Origin of the sequence: Chloroflexus sp. (assembly GCF_034435895.1) — a bacterium.
Classification (GTDB): Bacteria; Chloroflexota; Chloroflexia; order Chloroflexales; family Chloroflexaceae; genus Chloroflexus.
This window is the reverse complement of the sequence record NZ_DAOTWH010000164.1, coordinates 37,604-57,778: the sequence shown is the minus strand read 5'-3', so window position 1 is coordinate 57,778 and position 20,175 is coordinate 37,604. Positions and strand designations below refer to the sequence as shown.

At 60.8% G+C, this 20,175-nt stretch carries 15 protein-coding genes; 5 read left to right on the top strand and 10 right to left on the bottom strand.

What is annotated here, in order from left to right:
- Positions 1–62: 62 nt before the first annotated feature.
- From U9R81_RS10040 to U9R81_RS10030, 3 genes are all read right to left on the bottom strand, one after another.
- Positions 63–3,836, bottom strand: a complete 3,774-nt coding sequence (locus U9R81_RS10040) for an AAA family ATPase (RefSeq protein WP_322495324.1) — start codon at positions 3,834–3,836, stop codon at positions 63–65.
- Positions 3,837–4,051: 215 nt separating this feature from the next.
- Positions 4,052–5,230, bottom strand: coding sequence for a glycosyltransferase family 4 protein (locus tag U9R81_RS10035; protein ID WP_322495323.1), 1,179 nt, complete (start codon positions 5,228–5,230; stop codon positions 4,052–4,054).
- A gap of 6 nt (positions 5,231–5,236) precedes the next feature.
- Positions 5,237–5,479, bottom strand: a complete 243-nt coding sequence (locus tag U9R81_RS10030) for a cyclic-di-AMP receptor (RefSeq protein WP_298405910.1) — start codon at positions 5,477–5,479, stop codon at positions 5,237–5,239.
- Between the two features lie 150 nt (positions 5,480–5,629).
- On the opposite strand from U9R81_RS10030, the gene U9R81_RS10025 reads away from it, so the two are divergent.
- The 3 genes from U9R81_RS10025 to U9R81_RS10015 all read left to right on the top strand — a co-directional run bounded on the left by U9R81_RS10025 (position 5,630) and on the right by U9R81_RS10015 (position 10,256).
- Positions 5,630–6,319 (top strand): phosphoribosyltransferase, encoded by a 690-nt coding sequence (locus tag U9R81_RS10025; RefSeq protein ID WP_322495322.1) that lies wholly within the window; start codon positions 5,630–5,632, stop codon positions 6,317–6,319.
- Positions 6,316–9,360 (top strand): ATP-binding protein, encoded by a 3,045-nt coding sequence (locus U9R81_RS10020; RefSeq protein ID WP_322495321.1) that lies wholly within the window; start codon positions 6,316–6,318, stop codon positions 9,358–9,360. The genes U9R81_RS10025 and U9R81_RS10020 overlap by 4 nt, the downstream gene beginning before the upstream one ends.
- Before the next feature lie 131 nt (positions 9,361–9,491).
- The gene (locus U9R81_RS10015) at positions 9,492–10,256 is read left to right on the top strand and encodes a protein kinase domain-containing protein (RefSeq protein WP_322495320.1); all 765 of its coding nucleotides are present in this window, start codon (positions 9,492–9,494) and stop codon (positions 10,254–10,256) included.
- Here the strand turns inward: U9R81_RS10015 and U9R81_RS10010 are convergent.
- The 6 genes from U9R81_RS10010 to U9R81_RS09985 form a co-directional block, all read right to left on the bottom strand.
- Complete coding sequence (locus U9R81_RS10010; RefSeq protein WP_322495319.1) at positions 10,253–11,362, bottom strand: dipeptide ABC transporter ATP-binding protein; 1,110 nt, start codon at positions 11,360–11,362, stop codon at positions 10,253–10,255. The two genes, U9R81_RS10015 and U9R81_RS10010, sit on opposite strands and share 4 nt — an antisense overlap.
- A gap of 16 nt (positions 11,363–11,378) precedes the next feature.
- Positions 11,379–12,395, bottom strand: a complete 1,017-nt coding sequence (locus U9R81_RS10005) for an ABC transporter ATP-binding protein (RefSeq protein ID WP_322495318.1) — start codon at positions 12,393–12,395, stop codon at positions 11,379–11,381.
- A 181-nt stretch (positions 12,396–12,576) separates the two neighbouring features.
- Positions 12,577–14,256: a cbb3-type cytochrome c oxidase subunit I gene (locus tag U9R81_RS10000; RefSeq protein ID WP_322495317.1), complete on the bottom strand. Its 1,680-nt coding sequence runs from the start codon at positions 14,254–14,256 to the stop codon at positions 12,577–12,579.
- Positions 14,257–14,294: 38 nt separating this feature from the next.
- Entirely contained in the window at positions 14,295–14,783 is a 489-nt protein-coding gene (locus U9R81_RS09995) for a cytochrome c oxidase subunit II (RefSeq protein WP_322495316.1), read from the bottom strand.
- Complete coding sequence (locus tag U9R81_RS09990) at positions 14,780–14,941, bottom strand: hypothetical protein (protein WP_322495315.1); 162 nt, start codon at positions 14,939–14,941, stop codon at positions 14,780–14,782. The genes U9R81_RS09995 and U9R81_RS09990 overlap by 4 nt, the downstream gene beginning before the upstream one ends.
- 16 nt (positions 14,942–14,957) lie before the next feature.
- Entirely contained in the window at positions 14,958–15,692 is a 735-nt protein-coding gene (locus tag U9R81_RS09985) for an SCO family protein (protein WP_322495314.1), read from the bottom strand.
- A gap of 333 nt (positions 15,693–16,025) precedes the next feature.
- Between U9R81_RS09985 and U9R81_RS09980 the strand changes: the two genes are divergently transcribed.
- Positions 16,026–17,507, top strand: coding sequence for a phytoene desaturase (locus U9R81_RS09980; RefSeq protein WP_322495313.1), 1,482 nt, complete (start codon positions 16,026–16,028; stop codon positions 17,505–17,507).
- A gap of 689 nt (positions 17,508–18,196) precedes the next feature.
- Here the strand turns inward: U9R81_RS09980 and murJ are convergent.
- Entirely contained in the window at positions 18,197–19,768 is a 1,572-nt protein-coding gene (murJ, locus tag U9R81_RS09975; RefSeq protein WP_322495312.1) for a murein biosynthesis integral membrane protein MurJ, read from the bottom strand.
- A 102-nt stretch (positions 19,769–19,870) separates the two neighbouring features.
- Between murJ and rpsT the strand changes: the two genes are divergently transcribed.
- On the top strand, positions 19,871–20,155 hold the full coding sequence (rpsT, locus tag U9R81_RS09970) for a 30S ribosomal protein S20 (protein ID WP_322495311.1): 285 nt from the start codon (positions 19,871–19,873) through the stop codon (positions 20,153–20,155).
- The last annotated feature ends 20 nt before the right edge of the window (positions 20,156–20,175 follow it).

The window sequence follows — 20,175 nt, the reverse complement described above, 5'->3', positions numbered from 1 at the left end:
CGATAGCGTAAGGGCGGGTGGCAAACCCGCCCTTATCGCTCCTCCTACCACTATCCATCCACTTATCGTCGTCGCCGCTGGCGCGAGCGCAATGCCACCGGAAAGATCAACCCTACTTGCCAACGAATGAAGCGCGCTTCCCAATGTTGCCGCCATGGCAGCGGCATTTGGGCTAACGCTTCATAACTGCGCAGCAGGTAAATCGCCAACGGCGGCGCGCCGTGAATCTGCTGCAACGCTTGCATGGCCAGCTCATGCGCCTGTTGTGTTTCGCCGCTGATCTGGGCGATCCGTGCTGCGAGCATGGTATGCCAAATCTGATCGGCGCGGCTGATCCGGCTCGAATCGGTAAACAGATTGCTCGCCGCTTGCCATTCGGCCATCGCTGCGTTCACATCACCAGCCGCAAGATGAATCTCAACCGCGCTGAGGCGGCCCCATACCTGCACCTGATGGTCGCGAGTCCGCTCGCCGCGCGCAACGACTTCAGCCGCGCCGGTTAGCGCCGCCGCGAAATTGCCCGTCCGCGCTTGCGCCATACAGAGCAAGGCGCGGCATTCGACCCACCGGCGAGTTTCATCGTGCTGTTGGGCAATGTTCAAGCCGAGACTCAAAGCTGCCTGCGCCCGTTGCCAGTCTCCCCGGCCCAAGGCGGCGAGACCCTGCATTTGCGCGGCCCACGCAATGGTGGCCGGGTCGCCCAAATCCCGCGCTAGCCGCATCGCTTTGCGCCGGTACAGTGCGGCTAAGATCGGCAATCGGTTCAGCGCAACTTCCATGTGCGCGTACGCGCGGGCGCGGGCCAATGGCAACCCGGCGGCTTCAGCCAGATTCAGCGCGCGCAGTAAGCTGTGCAACATCGTCAGCGGGTCGCGCTGGTAATAGTCGAGTTGCACCAACAGATTGGCCGCGCGCGCAATTTCCATTGTATCAATCTCAATCCCTGTCGGCATGGTGCGGGGGCGAATGCCAAGCAGCGCCAGCATCTGCTGCACACTCTCGATCAGCACCGGCGCGAGCAAGGCCCGCCGATCGGACGGCAATGGCATGCCAAGATGGGCAAGGGCATTCTGCACCAACCGGTAGCTTTCGCCAAGGCGACCTTGGCAATAAAACGCTTCAGCTAACATCCGTTCGCGCCGGCCAATCGTGACGCTCGATTGGTCGGTGTTGATCTGGTTCGCTTTGCTCAAGAGGTCGATCGCGCTCGCGTAATCACCGGTGTGGAGCGCAAGCGCACCCGCCCGGTCGAGATACGGCTGTGCCCGTACTGGCTCGCCGGCAGCTTGCCAGTGGTAGGCAATGGTGGTTGCCCGCAGTGGATCATGGCCAGCGTGTTGTTCGAGATGCTCGGCTAAGCGGGCATGCACCTGTCGCCGCTGGGCAAAACTCATCAGGTTGTAGATCGCTTCAGCCACCGCCGCTGGCCGGAAGGCGTAGGACAACGTTGGTTCAAACCGCTCAAGGGTGATCAAGCCGGCTTGTTGGATAGCGAAAAGCTGGCTGGTCAGTTGTTGTTCGGTGATCTGCGCGGGGTGTATGGCCGCTAACGTCGCCGGGTCAAATTCGACCCCGATCACGCTGGCGACTTTCAACGTCAATTGCTGATCCAGCGTTAATTGATCGAAGCGACTCGTGATCAGACCTTGCACTGTGGCCGGCAACCGCACCATCTGCAACGCAGTGCTCGCCGCTCCCGGCACGAAGCGACAGATTTGGCGTTGGCGCATAATCAATCCGGCATCGCGCAGGGCTTTGGCGAGCTCAAGGCTGAAAAAGGGATGGCCCTGCGTCTGCTCGGCGATCAGCCGCCAGATCGCTTCATCGACTTGCTCGACTTCAAAGAGCTGGGCAATCAGATCATGAATGGCGAGCGGGGACAGGCCCTGTAATTTGATCTGATCCATCAATGGATGGTAGAGCAGCCGGCGCTGCCCTTCGGTCTGATTCAGCGGCGGTCTTCCCGTGAGGATCAGCAGGATGGGCGGCTGGCGATCGAGCAAGTCGGCTAGTAACGTCCATGTTGTTTCATCGAGCCATTGCGTGTCTTCGACCGCGATCACCAAGGAGGCGCGTTCCGCCACATTGACGAGCAGTGTAATCAAACCGTCGCGCAGGCGTCCGGCATGGGGTGGCGTCAGCGCGGCGAGGTTGGGGGTCTGGCCGATAAGGGTCGTTGGCCAGAGTTCACGGATGATGGTGTCAGTCGCATCCGTCAGATCGGCCAGTCGCGGATCATTCAGTAATCCCGGCAGACCGGCCCGTAGCACATTGTACGGGCTGCGATCGATTAAGCGGGCCGTACCGGCGAGCACGATCGCGCCGTGGTTGCGCGCTTGGGCAATAAAGGCTTGGACGAGATGTGATTTACCGATGCCAACTTCGCCGGTAATCACAATGCTGCTGCCTTGGCCCTGCCGTAATCGCTCGAAGCGTTCATTGAGCAGCGCCATTTCGTTGGCCCGCCCAACGAGGGAGTTGGTGTAGCGGTCGGTGATCGACGACCGTCGATCGTATCCATCGGTGATATTCAATAGCGGTTGGAAGATATGAACCGGATCGGCAATCCCGCGCAGGTACAGCGGGGGCAAAGCGTTAAAGTTGATCCGGTCGCGGCAAGCGGCTGCCGTCTCGCCATCGCACAAGATGGGCGTGCTTTGCTGCCGCGCCGCTTGCATCAGCCGCGCGGCCCGATTGACGACCGAACCCATCATCGTGTATTCGCGCCGCTCTTGCCCGCCGACCGAACTGCAGAGCGCCTGCCCGCTAGCGACGCCGATCGTGCAGGTAAACCCTAGATCGGCGAGGGTGTTGACAATGTCGTGGGCGGTTAAGACGCCGCGAAGCGCGTCGTCTTCATGGGCAAACGGCGGCAACCCAAACGCTACCAGCAGCGTCGGCCCTTTGTTATCGGTGCCAAGCCGGTTAATGCTGCCTTCGTACCGGTAAATACAGGTCTGGATCGCGCGCAGCGCCGCTTGCGCTGCCAGCAATGGCGTGTCAGCCGTCAGATCGCCAAGATGGGCAAACAGTACCGTCACATAGCGTTGTTCGGCGAGCCACGCGGTTTGCCCAGCGTCAATGCGGGTCAAAATCGCTTTCGGCACATACGAGCGTAACAGTTCGATTTGTTCGAGGTCGATCTGTGGTGGCGTAAGCGCCTGCATCGGCACGTCATCGAGCAATGCGGTGAGCCGCCAGTAGCCGCCGGGCAGTGGCGCCGCTTGGCACCATGGCTGCGCTAACTGCCACGCGGCGGCGGTTAAGGCGACCTCTCCCGGCGGCGCTGTCGCTTCGGCGGCGCCGGCATCACGCACGGCCTCGCCGATGATCAAGATCTCCCAGCGATCAAAGATGCCGCCTAGATGCATCACCGTTACCTCGCCAGCCCCAATCCCTACCCGCGCCCGCAACCCCCGCGCCGCTTCATCAACCACTTCCGTGCTCCAAACGGCGGGTGACATAATCATCTGGATCGCGAGACCGCATTGCACGGCGCGGCGTGTGATCAATTCCAGCGACTCGTTGCCGTACCATAGGGCTAGTAGGCCATCGCCGGCAAATTTGATCACATCCCCGCCATGGGCCGTGACGATCCTGACCAAATGCCCAAAATAGAGTTCGAGGATGTGCGTCAGCTCTTCGGTGCCAGCCGGATTGGTATGGGTCAGGTGTTCGGTGAGCGCCGTAAATCCCGATAGATCGGCAAACAAAATGGCTGCCGGAAAGCTCTCCTTGGCTGGTTCAAGCCGCCCATCGGCGCCAATGTTTTGCAACCGGCGCCGGATCAGGCCGGGGAGGTAGCAAGCCAATTCGCTGAGGTTGGCAAGCATCATGGCGGTGAACCATGCGCAGCACGAGCGTTCTGTGCGCGAACGTTCGTGGGTAGTGTGATGTGGAAAGGGTAAGCCACAACGACCTACTTCGATTATGGATCAGGACGGGGTTCTCTGCAAGCGCGCCTCGGTTGGCCAAGAGCAAGCAAGCCGGGGGGTGCCTGATAGGCTTGAACGACGCATCCACTCGCCAGCTTGGTGGCGTTTCGTGGTGGCTATCGTACCGGTTGGCGTTGCACGAGCTGATCACCGATCTGTTCCAGCTCGGCGCAGTGCCGTTGCCACGAAAATTCGGCCACGACGCGCGCGCGCGCCCGTTGCCCCATCGCAAACGCCGCTGCCGGGTTGGCCAGCACGCGCTCGATGGCGGCGGCCAGATCGACGATGTCGCCTTCGCGAAAGAGCGCCCCTTCCGTCCCTTCTCGGATGATGGCGTTCAGCGGCGGAATCGCTGCAGTGACGACCGGCAGGCCGGCGGCCATATATTCGTAAATCTTCAGCGGCGACCAGAAGAAGCCGGCGGCGCGCAGGGCCGGATGAGGGGCGGTGTTGAAGGGCGCGACGCCAAGGTGAGCGTGCGCCAGTAGTTCCGGCAGCCGTTCGTGCGGCACCGCGCCGGTGAAGGTGAACCGTTGGGCGTATGGCGCGGCCAATGTCTCGGCGGCGGCGCGCTCAGGGCCGTCGCCGATCAGCGTGAAGCGGTAGGGGTGTCCGCGTTCAATCAGTAGCCGCGCCGCGCGCGCGAAGTCTTGCACGCCGTGCCACGCCCGAAATGAACCGATAAACACGATGTTGGGCGGGCCGGGGGGCGGCGCCGCCGGCGGTGTGAACATCTCAACGTTCGCGCCCCATGGCAATTCAACGATCTTTGTCCGCGGAATGCTAGCCGGTACCGTTGTGTGCAACGGCGTCACAATCCGGTCAGCCCACTGGCACTGCCGCTCGGCCCAGCGCCGGAATGGCCCGCCTAACGCATCGTCGATCCGGCGCTTAGCGATTTCCGGCGGATCGACCATCAGTGCATTCACTTCGAGGATCGCTGGAATGCCTAACCGCCGCGCCGCGATCATGCCGGCCCCGGCGAAGTTGTAGTAACGCTCGATGACCAGATCGGGCCGTAACGAGCGCGCCAACCGCATGACCGCCGCCACGCCGAGCAGGCTCAGCAGTTTGGGCAGGTCTTGCTGGTATAGCGTGAACCCGCTGTAGGGCTGCCCGGCGAGCCGGAACATTGGCCGGAGGCGCAGATGGCTGAGCGGCAGCTCACGGTTGGCTGCCACCACATGCACGTCATGGCCGCGCTGGGCCAGACCGCGCGCGACTTCCAGCGTGTGAATGCTGCCGCCCAATGTGCCCGGCACCGGAATGCCGGAAGCAAGATACAGGATACGCACAGGTGCCTACAGCCGCTCATACCGCTCAAGATCCATCGTGATCGCCAGCGTCCCCGGCGCTGCTCGTTGCATAATCTCGTGCGCGCGATCGACTTGCGCATCTTCCACGCCTACCAGCAGCGTTGTATTTCCTCGGCGCAAAAAGCCGCCGGTCGTCGCCAGCCGTGTCACTCGAAACCCGGCGGCGACCAGCGCGTCAACGCCGGCATCGGCATTCGCATCTTCGACCACGAAGACAATCAATTTCATATCCGCCCTTTCGCATGCTGCCACATCTTGCTGCCGAGATTATACGAAGAGGCGGCCCTGCCGTCAATCGTTTTCCTATTGTTGGGCAACCTTGCCTGTGTTATGATCGTGATCAGCGGTTCGCCCTTGATGCTCGAAAGGGGGTTCGCGATGCCAGCACCGGTTATTCCGCAACGCTTTCCTGATCGGCGCGCTGCCGGGCGGGCTTTGGCATTGGCCTTGAGCCAGTATGCTGACCGGCCTCGCCTCCAAGTTCTGGCCCTGCCCCGCGGCGGTGTGCCGGTCGCCTACGAAGTCGCGCAGGCGTTGCATGCGCCGCTCGATGTGTTGCTGGTGCGCAAGTTGGGGGCGCCCGGCCAGCCAGAGTTGGCAATGGGCGCGATTGCCGAACAAGGTGCCCGGGTGCTCAATCATGATATTATTGCCGACTTGGGCATTCCTGCCTATGTCATCGAAGAGATTACCGCGCTGGAACAGGCTGAAATCGCGCGCCGCGCCCGCGCTTATCGTGGCCAGCGCCCGCCGCCGGAGTTGCACGATAAGACGGTGATCATTGTTGATGATGGCTTGGCTACCGGCGCGACCATGCATGCCGCGGTGAATTGCGTGCGGTTGCAGCAGCCGCGCTGGATTACGGTGGCAGTGCCCGTTGCCAGTACTGAGAGCGTGCGCCATCTGCGCACCGTGGCCGATGATGTGGTTGCGGTGTTGGCCGTTGAGCCGTTCTACGCCCTCAGTTACTGGTATGATGACTTTCGCCAGACGAGTGATGATGAAGTGCGGCGGTTGTTGCAGGCTAGTTTGCCCGCCAGCGCCGTGCCGCATGAAGAGGGTGCATGATCATCGTTCAACTCTTCGGTGTCCCACGGGTATTGCGCAACGATCAGCCGGTGACGTTGCCGCGACGGCGCAACCGGGCATTGCTGTTTTATCTAGCTGCGCACGCGCAACCGGTGCGGCGTGAACAGGTGTTGGCCCTCTTGTGGCCCGATCACGAGCGTGGCGCGGCTCAACAGCTTCTTCGTTCCGCGCTCTACACCATTCGCCGCGCGGTTGGCGATGCCTTAATTGCCGATGATGAGCAGCTTGCACTGGCGGCTGCCGTTGATCTGCGCGCGTTGCACGCCGTGATGGCCGATCCGCAGGCCAGTGCCGCCGCCTTGGCGGCTGTGTTGCCCTCCGACCCCGTCGAATTGTTGGCTGGCTTTGATCTGCTCGATTGCGAGCCGTTTCAGTTTTGGTTGGAAGGCGCCCGTACCCAAACCCGATCGCTTGTGGGTCGAGGATGGCTGCGCTTGGCCCGTCTCTCTGAACAAGGCGGCGATCTGGTTCATGCGCTGCGGGCGCTCGATGCCGCTCTCGCTATCGATCCGCTCCAAGAGGACGTTCAGCGTGATGCGATGCGATTGGCCTACCTGAGCGGCGATCGGGTCGGTGCGATCCGGCGCTTTGAGCGGTTGCGCGAGCTGCTTGATCAAGAGTTGGGTGTGCCGCCGATGCGCGAAACGCAGGCGCTGTACGACGCGATTATTACCGATACCCTCGCGGTCGCTCCCGCGCCGCGCTTCCGTCCGCCGGTAGCCAACGGCTTGTTGCCGTTTACCGGTCGCGAGGCTGAATTAGCTCGCTTGCGCGCTGAAGCGCGCCCCGGTCGCTTGCTGCTGATTGAAGGCGTGCCCGGTATTGGCAAAACCCGTCTGGCCGAAGAGTTTCTTGCGTGGCGCGGCGGATTGGCACTCAGCGGGGTTGCTCGTGAGCTTGAACAGAATTTGCCGTACCATCCGATCAGCGCGGCGCTGGCGATGCTAGCAGCCCGTCCAGAATGGCCTGCCTTGCGCGCGCAGGTGCGTCTCGCCCCGATCTGGTGGAGCGAATTGGGCCGCCTGTTGCCCGATCTGGCCCCGCCGCCTGCTGAACCGCCCGACGAGGCACGCTTGTGGGAGGCTATCACCCGTCTGTTGGTCGAGATCGCTCGCCAAACCCCGCTGAGTCTCTTGATCGACGATCTCCAATGGGCCGATGCGAGTACCTTGGGTTGGCTTGGCTATCTGTTGCGGCGGAGCTCCGAAGCTGATCTGGTGGTGGTCGCCACCGCGCGTCTGCCCGAACCGCGCAGCCCGCTCGCCGGTTTGATCCGCGCCTTAGTGCGTGAAGAGCGACTGATCCGCTTGGCGATCGATCGCTTGTCGCCGGAGGCGACGCTCGCCATTGCCCGCCGCCTTAGCCCCACCTTTGCCCATCCGCTCGCCGGTTGGCTTGAACAGAGCGCCGAAGGCAATCCCTATATCATCGCCGAGCTGGTGCGCCACGCTCGCACTGCCGGCTGGCTCACCGCCGATGGCATGGTCGATCTGAGTGCGCTCTCGGCGCAGCCGGTCGTGCCGCAGACGGTATACCACCTGATCGAGTCACGCCTCAGCCGGCTCTCCGATCCGGCCCGGCGGTTTCTCGATGCAGCGGTGGTCGTTGGCCGCGATTTCGATTTCGTGGTCGCGGCCAAAGCGGCAGCGCTGTCGGAAGAGGCGGCGCTTGATGCGCTCGATGAGCTGTTGGCGGCGCGGTTGGTGCTGCCCCGTGCCGATGGCCGGTTTTGTTTTGACCATAGCTTGACGATGGAAGTTGCCTCCTGTGATGTGGGCGAATTGCGCTACCGGATGTTGCACCGGCGGGTGGGTGAAGCGCTTGAGACCGTCTACCGCGACCGGCTTGACGATCTGGCCGGCCAGATTGCGTTCCATTTTGCCGCTGGCGACTGGTTGGAACGAGCCGCGACCTATGCCTTGCGCGCTGCTGAACGCGCTGCGGCCTTGGCGGCTTGGCCTGAAGCCGCTGAGTTCTATGCGCAGGCGCTGGCCGGCGCGCCAGCAACGCAGCGTTCGGCCATCTTGCGCAAGTTGGGTGAGGCGCGGTTGCAATCGGGGGCGGCGGCGCTGGCCGCTGAATCCTTCCGCGATGCGATGGCAACCGCGCCAACCGCGTATGACGCTCTCGTGGCCCGGCTGGCTTTGGCCCGCGCCCTCATTCCGCAGGGACGCTATGCCGATGTGATTGCGCTGGTGAGCCAGCTCGATCCTACGGCGCATCCGAACGAACAGGCTACGGCGCTCTTTTTGTGGGGGACGGCGCTTTCGCTCGAGGGGGCCGATCTCTATGGCGCTGCCGAACGCTTGACCGCTGCCGAACAGGTGCTGCTGTCGTGTCCGGTCGCCGATCAGGCCGCGTTGGCGCAGGTCAATTTCGAGCTGGGCAATATTGCCGCGCAGCAAGGCGATCTTGATGCCGCTATTGCGCGTTACGAAGCGGCGCAGCGCATTGCTGATCAGACGGGGGATGAGGCCAGTACGTGGCGCGTGCTGGCTCGCAATAACCAAGCCTACCACCGATTGTTGCGCGGCGAGGTGGCTGCCGCCGGCGCGATCATCACCGCTGCGCTGGCGTTGGCCGAAGAACGCGGGTTGTTAGCATTGCAACCGTACCTGCTTTCGACCGCTGGCGAAGTGGCGCTGGCCCAAGGCGATCTCGCTACCGCGCAAGCGTACTTCCAACAAGGTTTGGGCTTGGCAAACCAACTCGGCATTCCCGAACGGGTGGCCGGTCTCACGGCTAATCTCGGCTTGGTAGCCGCCCGCCGTGGTGAAACCACGTGCGCTGTTCACTATCTCTCAACGGCGCTGGCCCAAGCCGACACTCTTGGCGCCCGTCATCTGGCCGCGCAAATTCGGGTGTGGCTCGCACCCCTGCTGCCCATAGCCGAGGCACGCGCCGTGCTAGCCGAAGCGCAAGCGCTGGCCGAAGCCGGTGGCCGCCAACGTTTGCTGGCCGCAATTGCCGAGGCGCGTGCAGTTTTGGCCGAACGTGAAGCGGCGCTGTATGTAGCGTAAATGATGGGGAATGGATTGGTAAACAGTCTTGGCGTTCTTGCTCGTTTTTACGGTGAGTGCGTATGCGGTGTACATAAACTGATCCGCGTTGGCGAATGCCTCGTGGTGTGGTTGCCGGCAAGGGGGGGGCTATGGTGCGACCACAGATCGGGGATACTATCGGGCATGCCCAGATCGAAGCGCTGATTGCCTCATCGGTGTACAGCGATGTTTATCGGGCCAGCGACCTGCGCAGCGGTAAACTATGCGCTGTGCGTTTGTGGCGCGCCTCGTTTGATTATGTTACTGAATTACGCGCGCTCTTCCACCATGAAGCGCGGATTGCGGCTGCGCTCCGCCATCCGCACATTCTGCGCATCAGCGAGAGCGGCGAATGGCATAGTTATGGCTATATCACCAGCGAGTATATGGCGGCTGGATCGCTGCCGATGTGGTTGCGACGAGTGTCTGTTCCGCCTGCCGTCCTCTTTGATTTGCTCCGGCAGGCAGCGCTAGCCCTAGCGTATGCCCACCGGTTTCATGTGGTGCATGGCGATCTCCGTCCCGCTGCTCTGCTCTTAACACCTGATCTGCGGTATCGCGCCGGGTTTCGGCTGGCCATCAGCGGTTTGGCGCTAGGAAGGCTGAGCAGTGAGGCGCTCGCGCTTGGCGGCATTACCCCGAACCGTTATATCGCGCCGGAACGACGCACTGGCGCCGAACCATCGTCTGCCGCCGACATCTTTGCGTTTGGCCAGATCTTAGGCGATCTGTTCGGCGATACCCCTGCTGATCCGCGCATCGTTGATCTGATGACCGCTTGCTGTGTGCTTGATCCTGCACGGCGCCCGCCGGCAGCCGCGATTGCGCTCACTCTCGCCCTGCGGGTGCGCGCATTGAGCAAAGATATGGCTTAGCGATCCTGCTCGTGAGTAATGCTCTTGACCCGCCCAATATCAGCCGCAATCCGCGCGGTAATGGCTTCGGCCTGTTTCCGCGCCACTTCCGGCATCAGCGTTGCGCTTTCGCGCGCGCGCCAACAAGCGGCAAAATGGCCGTTGCCGTAATCGACAAACGGCGGTTCCTCTTCGCGGCATTGCTGGATGGCAATCGGGCAGCGGGTGTGGAAATGGCAGCCTGACGGCGGGTTGAGCGGGCTCGGCACATCACCCTCTAGAATGATCCGCCGGCGTTGCTGTTCCACTTTCGGATCCGGGATCGGCACCGCCGAGAGCAGCGCTTGCGTGTACGGGTGCAGCGGCATCGAATACAGTTTTGACCCCTCGGCTAACTCGACCACTTTGCCGAGGTACATCACTGCCACCCGGTCAGAGATATGGTTCACCACGCTGAGATCGTGCGCAATAAACAGATAGGTCAACCCGAGTTTGTCTTGCAACTCTTCCAATAGATTGACCACTTGCGCCTGAATTGACACATCAAGCGCCGAGACCGGCTCGTCGCAGACCACGAAATCCGGCTCAACCGCCAATGCGCGCGCGATCCCGATCCGTTGCCGTTGGCCGCCGGAAAACTCGTGCGGGTAGCGATTGGCAAAAGCCGGGTTGAGCCCAACCAAATGCAACAGCTCCTCGACCCGCTCGCGCACCGCTCGCCCTTCGCGCAGCTTATGTACCCGGATCGGCTCAGCAATAATGTCGCCGACCGTCATGCGCGGGTTGAGCGAGGCATACGGGTCTTGGAAAATCATCTGCACCCGGCGGCGCATTTGGCGCAGCTCATTGCCGCGCAATTTGGTCAAATCGACGCCTTGAAAGAGCACCTGCCCGCTGGTGGGGCGGTACAATTGCAAAATCGCCCGCCCAGTGGTGCTCTTGCCGCAGCCCGACTCGCCCACCAACCCAAGCGTCTCACCACGCTTGATGGTGAAACTGACGCCATCAACCGCTTTCACCGTGCCTACGCGCCGCTGAAAAATGATCCCTCGTGTGACCGGGAAATGCATGCGCAGGTCTTTTACTTCGATCAACTGTTCGCTGGAGGATTGTGCCAACGTAGCCATGGAATGTCTCGCCTCGTCAAGCCGCAACGTCGCTGGTTACTTGCTGGGGAATCGGGGTCTCAATCGTAATGTCGAAATGGCATGCCGCCCGATGGTGTTGGCCCACACTGCGCAGTGCCGGCGCGCTGGCGAGGCATTCCTCTCGCGCATAGTCGCAACGCGGGCTGAAGGGGCAGATCGGCGGCAAATCGATCAAATTCGGCGGCAAGCCGCGGATCGGCGTTAAGCGCCGGCCCCGCTCTTCATCGAGTCGCGGGATCGAACGCAACAAGCCAATCGTATACGGCATGCGCGGGTTAGCAAAGATTTCGCTGGTGGGGCCTTCTTCGACCACCTTACCGGCGTACATCACCGTCACCCGGTCGGTCATGCCAGCAACGACGCCAAGGTCGTGCGTAATCAAAATCACCGCCGTACCTAGCTCTTCGCGCAACCGGTTGATCAATTCGAGGATTTGGGCCTGAATCGTCACATCGAGCGCGGTCGTCGGCTCGTCGGCGATCAACAGTTCGGGGTTGCACGAGAGCGCCATCGCGATCATCACCCGCTGGCGCATCCCGCCCGAAAACTGGTGCGGATAGTTATCGAGCCGCTTGCTGGCCGAGGGAATGCCCACCATATCGAGCAGCTCGACCGCGCGATCACGCGCCTCTTTCTTGGTCAATTTGAGGTGCAACTCGAGCGACTCGGTGATCTGCCGGCCAATCGTCAACACCGGGTTGAGCGACGTCATCGGGTCTTGAAAGATCATTGCAATCCGGTTGCCGCGAATGTTCCGCATCTCCTCTTCGCTGGCTTGCAACAGATCCTCGCCGTCGAACAGAATTTGGCCGCCGGCGATCTTGCCCGGCGGGGTTGGGATCAGCCGCATAATCGAGAGCGACGTGACCGATTTGCCGCAACCCGACTCGCCGACGATGCCGAGCGTTTCGCCTCGATTGACATAAAAAGAGACGCCGTCAACCGCTTTGACGATGCCGTCTTGCGTATAGAAGTAGGTGCATAGATCGCGAACTTCGAGCAATGGGGCCATACAGAATCCTCTATCTCGTTGCCCTCGCGGTGTGCGGGCATGGCCGTTCCGTTGTTATGTTTACCTTTGATAGTGCGGATAAGGGAGATAGTACCACAGAAAACCGGTCAATGTCAAGAAAACTCGGAGCGCCGCACAACCGTGCGGCGCTCCTACGGTGTTAATGGTATGCGAACATTCGTTACCAGACCCTACGGCCCGGCACATCAAATGTTGCCGTGTTCAGAAGGTCGAGGATCGTCGGCACGTAGTTGATGATCAAAATGATAGCTGCTATCACGACCCACACCAGCAGCCGGTCAAGGATCTTGGGTGCGTCTTCAGGGCCAGAGAGCGCCTTGGCGAAGGTGAAATCGGGCGCTTCGGCCAGCTTCTTGCCGCGGGTCAGCGTCATGATCATGTTGAGGTAGTAGAAGATGGCGCTCACAAACATAATCAGACCGCCGATCATGGCAAAGAAGAGGAAGAACCGCCACTCATCCTGCATATAAGGTGCGCCGCCGATGTCGGTGCGGCGAGGCATGCCGCGGAGACCGAGCTCGTGCATGAAGTGCGAGAAGAGACCCATGCCGATAAACCAGAGCCACGGCTGCGCCACCGCCAACCCGCGGCTCCACAGCTTCCGCCCGGTGAGGTGCGGCACCAGCCAGTAGGTGATGCCCATAAAACTCAGCGCCACTGCCGTGCCGACCGTTAGGTGGAAGTGACCCGAAATCCACGCTGTGTTATGCACCACGAGGTTGACGTTGTACGAAGCGTTCACCAATCCACTGACGCCGCCGAAGGCAAAGAGCATCATAGCCACAATTTGGGCCGAGATTTCGGGCTTGCCCCACGGCAGGTTAAAGATCCACCCTAGCCAGCCTTCCCCGCCTTGGCGTCGTGCTGCGTATTCCAGCGACGCAACCACGTTGAAGAAGGTGAGCAGGCTGGGGAAGAACACGCCAAAGGTGAAGATCGCATGCACCAGCTTCCACATCTCGGAAATGCCCGGATCGGTCACTTGATGGTGCATCCCGATCGGCAGCGACAGGATCAGGAAAAGAATGAACGAGACCCGCGCCATTGGGTCGCTAAATAGCTTGCCACCAGCCTGTTCTGGCACCAGTGTATACCACGAGATGTATGCCGGTAAAAGCCAGAAGTAAACGATTGGGTGGCCGGTGAACCAGAACAACGTGCGCGCCAGCACCGGATCAGTGCCGCCAACCAGCCCTAGCGACCACGGGATGACCAAGAAGAGCATCTCACTTGCCACACCGATGGTCGAGATTGTCCACATCAGCATGGTTACAATCGCCATATAGGCTGGTAGTGGCGTGCGCTGGCCGGGGTTATCGGCAAGCCACGCATTGCGCGTTAAGATCATATTCACCAGCAACAGCCACGTGCCGGCTACTACCAGCGTCAGGCCAATGTAGAAGAGCGCATCAGCCTTCAGCGGCGGGTAGAAGGTAAACATCACTGTGGCGTTGTTCGCTAACAGTGGAATTGCCGCTAGGAGGAGTCCGACTACCATTACCCAGAGCGTAACCCATGCCAGCCGGCTGCTTGCCATCGGGCGATTCAAGCTCTTCGTGAAGATGTAGGTCAAAAAGCCAATAATATAGAAGGTGGTAAAAACCAATACGTTCAAAACGCCGTGGATGGTCAGCCCCTGATAATAACCGCCGGGGAGGAGCGGTTTTGATGGGGTGTAGAGATCCAACCCGTTGTAGCGCAGGATCTGGAGCACACCCATCAAGCCGCCGACAGCGAGCGCGGCGAATGCGATAAAGATATTGATCCCGGCAATTTTGCGCTCAACACTGAGATCAGTGCTGATTGTCACCGGGCGGGCGCGTACTGCAATACTGGCCATGCAACTCTCTCCTTGATTTCAGTCGAGCAGTGCTTCGTTTAGTTGACGATAATTGTGCCGTACATCACGTGATGTCCAGCGCCGCAATACTCATGACAAACGGCTAAGTATTCTCCCGGTTTATCAAAGGTGGCAGTAACTCGTGAGACTTGACCGGGAATAACCATCACATTAATAGGCGTGCCATTGATCTTGAAGCCGTGGATCACATCTTTGCTGGTGAGAATGAAGGTGACTCTCGAACCAGCCGGCACTTCAATTTTGCTCGGCGTGAACATAAAGGTCTGCGCCGTGATGATGGCCTCATAGCGACCGGGAGCAATTTCGCGCAGGCCGGTCTGGCTGAAGATGGAGTCGGCTCCGGCAGCTACTGCGCTGACGCTGACCCGCCCTGCCGTGGTGGGAACCCGCACGCCAATTGCAAAGGCAGTGATCAAGATCGCTACCAACATTGAAACCGGGATCGCAACGCTGGGTAGGATCCATGCCACTTCAAACAGGTAGCTGATAAACTTCTTGTCTTTCATGACGCCGGTATCCCTCCGTTGTTCAACAGGATCAGGTAGACCTGCATCCACAGAATGCTCATCGCCAGCAAGAACCCTAACGTGATCATGAGCGCGCCGCGCGGCGGCTCGTGATCGTCCTCATGCTCGTCGTCCGATGGGCGGCGGTAGCTTGACATCCTTTCCTCCTCGAGGTTATTCCGGATAACACACAAAAAGATGAGACGCTTCGTACACGAGCCGCATCGCCCCTTGGCTGCCCATTTCGCGCGTGAGCAGATCAATGTCGCGCAGCGCGATGGCCAGCGGTGGCCCTTCGGCTGGGTACGAGGCGCGGATCATCCCGCTGGAATCGATCAGAAATGTGCGCCGTTCAGCGTAGAGCTTGCCGTTGGCGTCAGGCTCGGTGTAGTACACCCCTAACCCGCCGCCGACAACCATCTTGACCTCGCGCGGATCGCCAGTGACGAACCGCCAACTTTGCGGATCAACGCCAAGTTGGCCGGCCAATGCCGAAAGATCGGCTGGGGTGTCGTGCGCTGGATCAAGGGTGATGGTGAGAAACAGAACATCGCTGCCCAGCCGTCCGCTGCGTTGCAGTTCTTGCCGCAGTTCGAGCAGGCGCTTGGTCTGCTCGGCACATTCGTCGCCGCAACGGCTATGCATTAGACTGACAAACACCATCCGCCCGCGCAGATCGCTGTCGAGCAGCCGGCTGCCGCGTTGATCGGTTAACGAAAAAGGGGGAAATTGCTCGCCTCGTGGTAACACTTTCACTGGACGGGCAATCACGAACCATAAGAATATTGCCAGCAGGCCGCTCAATACGATAATGCCCAGCGCTGCCCACAGATGACCAGCGCGGCGCTTTGTAATGGCGCGATGCCATTGTTGCGTTTGGGTGAAACCTTCGGCTATCCACAGACGCATGGTGCGATCCGTCTAGCTACTATCGCTTGCAAGCCGAGTATACCTAGCGATCGGTTGTAGCGGAGTAAAGCGGCTATAACACGTAGTTGCGGTCTTGCAACTTTTCGTCATTCTGTTCACAGTGAATGTGCGTACGATATACAAATAATTCCTTGGCTATGAATTGGGGTTGCTACACAGAATTGTTAGTAGGGCGGGCGCCGGTTATCGTCTCTTCACGCTGCGCCGACAAACTCTCTCTGCATTGGCGGCGGTTCCCCGCTACAATCGGCATGGCCGGTTTCTGAGCGGCGTTCCGGCGCGCCGTGTTGTGTCGCAAAAGGTGATAGTTGTATGGCGTCAAAGCAGATTGTGGTTATTGGCAGCGGTTTTGGCGGCCTCAGCGCCGCGATCCGCTTGGCGGCCCAAGGTCACGCAGTGACGATCCTCGAACAGCGCGATCGGCCCGGTGGCCGCGCCTATGTCTATCAGACCAAGGGTTATACGTTTGATAGCGGGCCGACAGTCATTACTGCCCCGTTTATGTTCGATGAGTTGTGGCAGTTGGCTGGTAAACGGCGCGAAGATTATTTTACCCTTGAACCATGCCGGCCCTATTACCGCCTCTTTAATCACGAGGGTCGCTACCTTGAGTATGGCGATGATGAGCAAGCGCTGCTCGATCAGATTCGCCAGTGGAACCCGGCTGATGTTGAGGGGTATAAGCGTTTTATCGCCAGTACACGCCCGATCTTTGAGAAGGGATTTGGCCTGATTGATAAGCCGTTTCTCCATTTTGGCGATATGCTGCGGGTGGCGCCTGACCTCATCCGCCTCAAATCACATCAGAGCGTCTACCGGTTTGTTTCTCAGTTCTTCCAAGACGATTTCCTCCGCCGCTGTTTCTCGTTTCATCCCCTCTTTATTGGCGGTAATCCGTTTGATTCCACCTCGATCTACGCGATGGTGCATTACCTCGAACGGAAGTGGGGTGTCTACCATGCCCGTGGCGGCACCGGCGCTATCGTCAAGGCGATGGTGCGACTCTTTACCGAACTCGGCGGCAAGCTTGAGTTGAATGCCAAAGCGGTTGAGATTGTGATCGATGGTCGCCGCGCTCGCGCCGTGCGCACCCAAGATGGCCGTCTCTTCCCCGCTGATATTGTGGTCTCGAATGCTGATGTGCCGCAGACCTACATGCGTCTGATCCCGCCGCGCTATCGCAAGGTGCAGACCGATCGCCGGCTGCGCCGCATGCGCTACAGTATGTCGCTGGCGGTGATCTATCTCGGCGTTAACCGGCGCTACGACGATGGCCGCTTGGTGCAGCACAATATTATCTTTAGCGAACGCTACAAGGGGTTGCTCGACGATATCTTCAACCGTAAGCGACTGGCTGACGATTTCTCGCTCTATCTCCATCGCCCGTCTCACAACGATCCGACGCTGGCCCCTCCCGGTCACGAGGCGCTCTATGTGCTGACGCCGGTGCCCAATCTGGCGGCGCCGATCGATTGGGCCACAGCCGGGCCGCGGCTGCGCGAGGCCATCCTCTCGTTCCTCGAAGAGCACTATATGCCTGATCTGCGCCGCCATATCGTGGTCGAGCATATGGTCGATCCGCGCTACTATCGCGATGCGCTGAATAGCTATCTCGGCGCGGGCTTTTCCATCCAGCCGATCCTCACCCAGTCGGCGTGGTTCCGCCCCCATAACCGCTCAGAGGATATCGATAACCTGTACCTCGTCGGCGCCGGTACCCATCCCGGCGCTGGCCTGCCCGGCGTGATCGCTTCCGGCGCGATTGTGGCTAATTTGGTGGCTCAAGATGCGTAGCGTACTCTGCTCCAACCAAATAGTTGCCCGCCCTTCAGTGGTTGAGGGGCGGGCAGAACATGTAGTTGATCACAACCGTTGATCGTTGTGCAATGCCTCAAAGCCCGGCGCTCCACTCCCTCTCCCGCTAACGCGGGAGAGGGGCTGGGGGTGAGGGCCAGCAGCCCGCGTTGTGGGTTTTGTCACTGGCTTCCGGCCTCTCCCCCACGAGCGCGAACGGAACTCCGCTCAGGCATTGTTCCCGCTCTCGTGGGAGATTGCTTCAGCGAACGGCGCTCAGCCGCGCTGGGCGCCGCCACTCCCTCGCAATGACAACCGGCAAGCGGGTGTCGCCACCCTAGCCTAGCCCTTCAGAGTCGGGTTCCGGATCACAGGTTCCGTCCGTCCTTGCACCTCCCCTTCCCAACCCGCTGCGACCCTGCGCGCCCTTCGCGTCTTGGCGTGTACCGTCGCTGCGCCTTGGCTTGCGTTGCGTCTTTACGGCATCGCCCCCGCTTGCCGGCTGTGGAGTGCGGCAGGTTGACTGCCGCACTCTATATCTGTCCGCCCCTCTCCTACGCCCGCGGGAGAGGGGCTGGGGGTGAGGGTGAAACAGCTCATCGCAACGCCATGAACCACATCTACGCTTGTGCGTTCTGTCCGCCCTTGCACCCTTCAAGGGTGGACAACTGCGCTTCGTCGTTTCATGATCAGGCCAGCGGGCGACGGCGATCCGGCAGGATGGTTAACGCAGCGTAGATGACCATCCCAACACCACCCGCCACGACCAAGCCAACCAATAATCCGGCCAGATCGTCGGGCCAGCGATAACTAGCCGCCGGCGTGCCGCCGGGGATCAGCTCGCGCGCGTACCACCACAGCAGCCCAACCGCTACACTCGTACCGAGCGCAATCAGCAAGCGCCGCCACAGCGCCGGCGCTTGCCAGAGACCCGGTAGCGCGCGCCCTAACACGATCGCCAACGCCAGCGCTTCGAGCGAGTTGGCAATGCTGAACGCAATCGCGAGCCCGTTTACATCGGTCCCCGCCACCAGCAGCGTCGCGCCTAACCCAATATTCATCGTCACTTGCCCGATCCCGATCAGTACTGGCGGCCATGTGCGCTGCATCGCGTAGAAGGCGCGGATCATGATTTCTGAGGCGGCAAAGGCCGGCAAGGCGAACGCATAGCCGGTTAAGGCGCCGGCAGTGTAGCTCAGCGAGAGGCTGTCAAACGCGCCTCGTTCAAACAAGACGCGCGCCAGCGCCGGCCCTAAGGTGACTAGGCCGGCGGTCGCTGGCAAGGTTAGCCAGAGGATGCGCCCCAGTGTTGCCCGCACGTCGTCGCTCAGCTCGGCTAGCCGTCCCTCGGCCACCAGCCGGGCCAGTCGCGGAAAAGCGACCGTGCTTAAGCTGAGCGCAAAGACGCCGTACGGCAAGAGCATCAACTGGTATGCCCAGCGCAACCCAGCCAGCTTGGCATCGCCGTCGGGCAGGCGGGCGGCTAAGGCCAGCGTTGCAACGATGCTGAGGTGGGCCGCCGCTTGCCCGATCACACGCGGCCCCATCGCTTGCGCGACCTTGCCCAGTTTGGGCAGATGGCGGCCTAACTGCGGTCGCAGTCGCATGCCGAGCGCGAATAGCGCCGGCAACTGGATCAGCAGATATCCGAGCGCGCCGATCACTACACCCCATGCCATGCCCCAAATGCCCAGCCATGGCGCGAGCAGCGCGCCGCCGGTGATGCCGAGGTTGTAGATGCTGGGGGCTAAGGCAGGCATCGTAAACCGATCACGCGCGTTGAGCGCTGCCATCGCTAATCCCCCCAGCCCCAGCAGCAATGGTGAGAGCAAGAACAGCCGGGTCAAGGCCACAATCAGCTCAAGCGTTTCCGCCGTAAATCCTTGCCCGCCATACAAGAGCGGCGCCAGCCACGGCGCCGCCACAAACAACCCGGCGCTCGCGAGGGCGAGGATCATCAGCGCCCACGTCACCACCGCACTGGCTAGTTCCCACGCTCGCGCTGGCCGTTCTCGCTCCCAGACCTCGATAAAGACCGGAATGAAACTGCTGCCCAGCGCCCCGCCAACGATCACGAGGTAGAGCAGATCAACGGTGCTGATCGCAGCCCCATACGCTGCCATCTCAGCCGAGGTGCCGAAATAGTACGACGCGACAATATCACGGATCAGACCGGTCAGCCGGCTTAAGATGAAGCCGCCCATGACGATCAGGCTGTTGCGCTGGGTGCTCAGACGGCGCAAGACGGCGCTCAGTTGCACGGTTGGCGTTCCTATGCTATACTTCAGAGCTAGCGCGGCGAGCGAGCGCTCGCCGTTTCACGTGTCATCATAACGCGCCAATTATATCCGAGGAGTTTGACCTTGGCGAACACAAAATCGGCAAAGAAGCGCATTCGGAGCGATGCGCGCAAGCACCTGCGCAACCAGTCGTACCGCTCGCGGGTGAAGACGATGATCAAAAAGGCTGAGCTGGCCTTGGCTAGCGGCGTGGTCGATGAGGCTGCGTTGCGCCTTGCCTACAGCACGCTTGATAAGGCCGCAGTGAAGGGGATTATTCATAAGAACAACGCTGCTCGCCGGAAGTCGCGCTTGGCCCAGAAGGCCAAGAAGGTGGCGCTGGCCGCGCAGGCCGGTCCCGCGGCATAAACAAGCGCCGTAGAGCATGA

Coding starts and splice junctions, on each gene's coding strand:
- U9R81_RS10040 (WP_322495324.1), bottom strand. CDS start 3,836: ATGATGCTTGCCAACCTCAGCGAATTGGCTTGCTACCTCCCCGGCCTG.
- U9R81_RS10030 (WP_298405910.1), bottom strand. CDS start 5,479: ATGAAATTGATTGTCTTCGTGGTCGAAGATGCGAATGCCGATGCCGGC.
- U9R81_RS10025 (WP_322495322.1), top strand. CDS start 5,630: ATGCCAGCACCGGTTATTCCGCAACGCTTTCCTGATCGGCGCGCTGCC.
- U9R81_RS10020 (WP_322495321.1), top strand. CDS start 6,316: ATGATCATCGTTCAACTCTTCGGTGTCCCACGGGTATTGCGCAACGAT.
- U9R81_RS10015 (WP_322495320.1), top strand. CDS start 9,492: ATGGTGCGACCACAGATCGGGGATACTATCGGGCATGCCCAGATCGAA.
- U9R81_RS10010 (WP_322495319.1), bottom strand. CDS start 11,362: ATGGCTACGTTGGCACAATCCTCCAGCGAACAGTTGATCGAAGTAAAA.
- U9R81_RS10005 (WP_322495318.1), bottom strand. CDS start 12,395: ATGGCCCCATTGCTCGAAGTTCGCGATCTATGCACCTACTTCTATACG.
- U9R81_RS10000 (WP_322495317.1), bottom strand. CDS start 14,256: ATGGCCAGTATTGCAGTACGCGCCCGCCCGGTGACAATCAGCACTGAT.
- U9R81_RS09995 (WP_322495316.1), bottom strand. CDS start 14,783: ATGAAAGACAAGAAGTTTATCAGCTACCTGTTTGAAGTGGCATGGATC.
- U9R81_RS09990 (WP_322495315.1), bottom strand. CDS start 14,941: ATGTCAAGCTACCGCCGCCCATCGGACGACGAGCATGAGGACGATCAC.
- U9R81_RS09985 (WP_322495314.1), bottom strand. CDS start 15,692: ATGCGTCTGTGGATAGCCGAAGGTTTCACCCAAACGCAACAATGGCAT.
- U9R81_RS09980 (WP_322495313.1), top strand. CDS start 16,026: ATGGCGTCAAAGCAGATTGTGGTTATTGGCAGCGGTTTTGGCGGCCTC.